This window comes from Gordonia sp. (in: high G+C Gram-positive bacteria) (assembly GCF_049299075.1).
Taxonomy (GTDB): domain Bacteria; phylum Actinomycetota; class Actinomycetes; order Mycobacteriales; family Mycobacteriaceae; genus Gordonia.
On the sequence record NZ_JBAQWU010000533.1, the window covers coordinates 1 to 3,796 of the forward strand.

Consider the following 3,796-nt stretch of genomic DNA (forward strand, 5'->3'; position numbering starts at 1 on the left):
TCGCCCTCGAACAGGCTCAGGTGCGTGTGCATGGCCGAGCCCGGGTGGTTGGTGAACGGCTTCGGCATGAACGTCGCGCGCACACCGTCGCCGATGGCCACCTCCTTGATGAGGTAGCGGAAAGTCATCACGTTGTCGGCCATAGACAGCGCATCGGCATAGCGCAGGTCGATCTCCTGCTGGCCGGGTCCGCCCTCATGGTGCGAAAATTCGACGGAGATGCCCATCGCCTCGAGCGCTTCGATGGCGTGGCGCCGGAAGTTCGGGGCCGCATCGTGCACGGCCTGATCGAAGTAGCCGCCGTTATCGGCAGGCTCAGGCTCGCTGCCGTCGGTGGGCAGGTTCTTGAGCAGGTAGAACTCGATCTCGGGGTGCACGTAACAGGTGAATCCCTGGTCGGCGGCCTTACTCAGCTGCCGGCGCAGCACATGCCGCGGGTCGGCCCAGGTCGGCGTGCCGTCGGGCATGGCGATATCGCAGAACATCCGGGCCGAGTAGTTGACGCCCTCGGTGTCCCACGGCAGCACCTGGAATGTCGACGGATCGGGCTTGGCCACCATATCGGCCTCGAATACGCGCGAGAAGCCCTCGATGGCCGAGCCGTCGAAGCCAATGCCCTCGGCGAAAGCGCCTTCGAGCTCGGCCGGAGCAATCGCCACGGACTTGAGGTAGCCCAGAATGTCAGTGAACCACAGGCGGACGAAGCGGATATCTCGCTCTTCCAAGGTGCGCAGCACGAATTCTTGTTGCCGATCCATGCTCGCACCCTATGCCCCACCTGTTACGCGCGTGTTACGCCTCGCGCGATCCGACCCTGCGCCGAGTCGCCGTTCACCGAGTGCCCGCCGTTGTGACAAAGACCACCGGGCACAGCGGTGACGTCGCCGCTGCGCGGTGCAAGACTGAAGGAGTCCACACCAACCCGGGTACCCGCATTCGCGGGACTCGAGGCAGAAATGAGACCAACGATGTCCGACGCATCCGTCTACGGTTCATCCACTCCCGGCAACGCTGCGGCGGCCGGTGCTGATTCTCCCGTCCCGCGCCGCGTCACCCGCATGCCGCACCTCGCCGAATGGAAGGCCGAGAGCCGCAAATGGGCGATGCTCACCGCATACGACTACTCGACCGCCCGGATTTTCGACGAGGCGCAGATCCCGGTGCTGTTGGTCGGCGACTCCGCCGCCAACGTCGTCTACGGCTACGACACCACCGTGCCGATCACCATCGACGAACTCCTCCCCCTGGTCCGCGCCGTGGTACGCGGTGCGCCGCACGCCTTGGTCGTGGCCGATCTGCCGTTCGGCAGCTACGAGGTGAGTCCGCAGCAGGCCCTCGAATCGTCGATCCGCTTCTTCAAAGAGGGCAACGCGCATGCGGTGAAACTCGAGGGCGGTGAGCGGGTCACCCCGCAGATCGCCGCGCTGACGGCCGCTGGCATTCCGGTGATGGGCCACATCGGTTTCACCCCGCAGAGCGTCAACAATCTCGGCGGTTATCGCGTACAGGGCCGCGGCGCCGGTGCCGACCAGTTGATCGCCGATGCCATCGCCGTGCAGGAGGCGGGGGCCTTTGCTGTCGTCATGGAGATGGTGCCGGCCGAGTTGGCCGCCCAGATCACCCGGAAGCTGACCATCCCGACTGTCGGGATCGGGGCTGGCCACGAGACCGATGCGCAGGTGCTGGTCTGGCAAGATATGGCCGGTTTCACCCACGGCAAGACCGCAAAGTTCGTCAAACGCTACGCCGATACCGGTGGCGCCTTACTCACCGCCGCCCGCACCTACGCGGCGGAGGTTGCGGCCCAGACTTTCCCCGGGCGAGAACACTCATACTGACGCGGTCCGCACCAACCCGGCCCGCGCCCACCCGACGGCGCACGCATCTGGCCGATAGGCTGGACCTTATGCGCACCCTGTACCCCTCGCTGGAGCCGTACGCCGCTGGACACCTCGCCGTCGGTGACGGCCAGGAGATCTACTGGGAATGCTCGGGGAACCCCGACGGCAAGCCCGTCGTCTTTGTGCACGGCGGCCCCGGCGGCGGCACCTCCGGTGAGCAGCGCCGGTTCTTCGATCCCGCCCGCTACCGCATCGTGCTCTTCGATCAGCGCGGTTGCGGCAAGTCGCGTCCACATATCGCCGACGGCGCCGATCTGAGCGTCAACCACACGCAGGCGCTGATCGCCGACCTCGAGCGGCTGCGCGAGCACCTGGCCATCGAGGCGTGGCAGGTGTTCGGCGGTTCGTGGGGTTCGACCCTCGGGTTGGCGTACGCCCAAACACATCCCGAGCGCGTGACGGAACTGGTTCTGCGCGGGATCTTCTTGCTGCGCCGCAGTGAGATCGACTGGTACTACAACGGCGGTGCCGCCCACATTTTTCCCGACGAATGGGAGCGCTACCTCGCGCCGATCCCCGTCGACGAGCGCAGCGGAGACCTTGTGGCCGCCTACCACCGACGGCTCACCGGCACCGACAAAGACCTCGCGCAGCGCGCAGCCAGCGCGTGGACGCGATGGGAGAACAGGACCAGTCACCTTCTGCCACAAAAGAATTCAGCCGAGGGCGACCGCTTCGATCTCGCCTTCGCCAGCATCGAGAATCACTACTTCGTCAACCACGGCTTCCTCGACGAGGGCCAGTTGCTGGCGAATATCGAAGCGATCCGGCATATTCCGGCCGTGATCGTGCAGGGGCGGTACGACGTCGTCTGCCCGATGCGTAGCGCCTGGGATCTGCACCGCGCCTGGCCGCAGGCCCAGCTAAAGATCATCGACGATGCCGGACACGCATCGTTCGAGCCCGGCATCGTCGACCAGTTGGTCGCGGCCACCGACCATTTCGCCGTAGGAGGCAACCGTTGAGTGCACACGAAACCGTCGAAGTGGAATTGAAGTTCGACGTCGACGCCGACCAGGCTGCGCCCGATCTCAGTGACCTGGTGCCCGGGGGTTCGAGCGCGGCACCTCAGCGCTATGAGTTGCGCGCCACCTACCTCGACACCGCGACGCACGACCTCGCCGCCCGCAAGATCACGCTGCGTCGCCGCACCGGCGGCACCGATGCCGGCTGGCACCTCAAGCGTCCCGGATCGGAGGCCGACTCGCGCCGAGAGCTGGCGGTCAACTTCTCCGACGCCCCGGCCGACGGCGAGATCCCCGCGACGATCCGCGAGATGCTCCTGGCCATCGTCCGCAATCGCGCACTGATCCCCGTCGCCGAGATCGTCACCGACCGGACCGTCACCGTCGTGCAGGATGTCCACGGCCAGTCGCTCGCCGAGTTCTGCGACGACAAGGTGATCGCCCACGCGCACCAGACTCAGCACACCCAGGAATGGGCCGAGTGGGAGTTCGAGCTCACCGGCGGCGATACCGCGCTGCTGAAGGCGGCGCGCAAGAAGCTGCGGGCTGCCGGGGCCCGCAAGGCATCGAGCGCCTCCAAGTTGGCGCGCGCGATCGGCGCCGAACCGCACATGCATCGGCCACCGGCCTTGCCGTCAAAGGCGACAGCTCTGGAACTGCTCGTACACATCCTGGGGGTGCACTTCAACACGCTGGTGGCCACCGATCCGCTGGTCCGCGAGAATGCCTTCGACGCCGTCCACCAGATGCGAGTCACCGCCCGCAAGCTGCGCTCGGTTCTCACGTCGTTCCCGGAAGTCCTGGCGCCGGCGAGTATCGACGGCCTCACCGACGAACTCCGCGCGCTGGGCGAAGTGCTCGGCGACGCCCGTGACCGCGAAGTCCAGCTGGAGATCAACACCGCGCTGCTTGCGCGCGAAAGTGACGTCC

4 protein-coding genes are annotated in these 3,796 nt (G+C 66.4%); 3 read left to right on the forward strand and 1 reads right to left on the reverse strand.

The window, feature by feature from the left end:
* Window positions 1–758, reverse strand: a 758-nt coding sequence (locus tag WAW85_RS17015) for a glutamine synthetase family protein (protein WP_422560764.1), incomplete at its 3' end; no start/stop codon positions are given.
* Between the two features lie 210 nt (window positions 759–968).
* Here WAW85_RS17015 and panB point away from each other — a divergent pair.
* From panB to WAW85_RS17030, 3 genes are all read left to right on the forward strand, one after another.
* A complete protein-coding gene (gene panB, locus WAW85_RS17020; RefSeq protein ID WP_422560765.1) occupies window positions 969–1,838 on the forward strand; it encodes a 3-methyl-2-oxobutanoate hydroxymethyltransferase in 870 nt (289 codons plus the stop codon).
* 68 nt (window positions 1,839–1,906) lie between these two features.
* On the forward strand, window positions 1,907–2,866 hold the full coding sequence (pip, locus tag WAW85_RS17025; RefSeq protein ID WP_422560766.1) for a prolyl aminopeptidase: 960 nt from the start codon (window positions 1,907–1,909) through the stop codon (window positions 2,864–2,866).
* The coding region (locus tag WAW85_RS17030) for a CHAD domain-containing protein (protein WP_422560767.1) at window positions 2,863–3,796 on the forward strand (934 nt) is incomplete at its 3' end. The genes pip and WAW85_RS17030, both read left to right, overlap by 4 nt.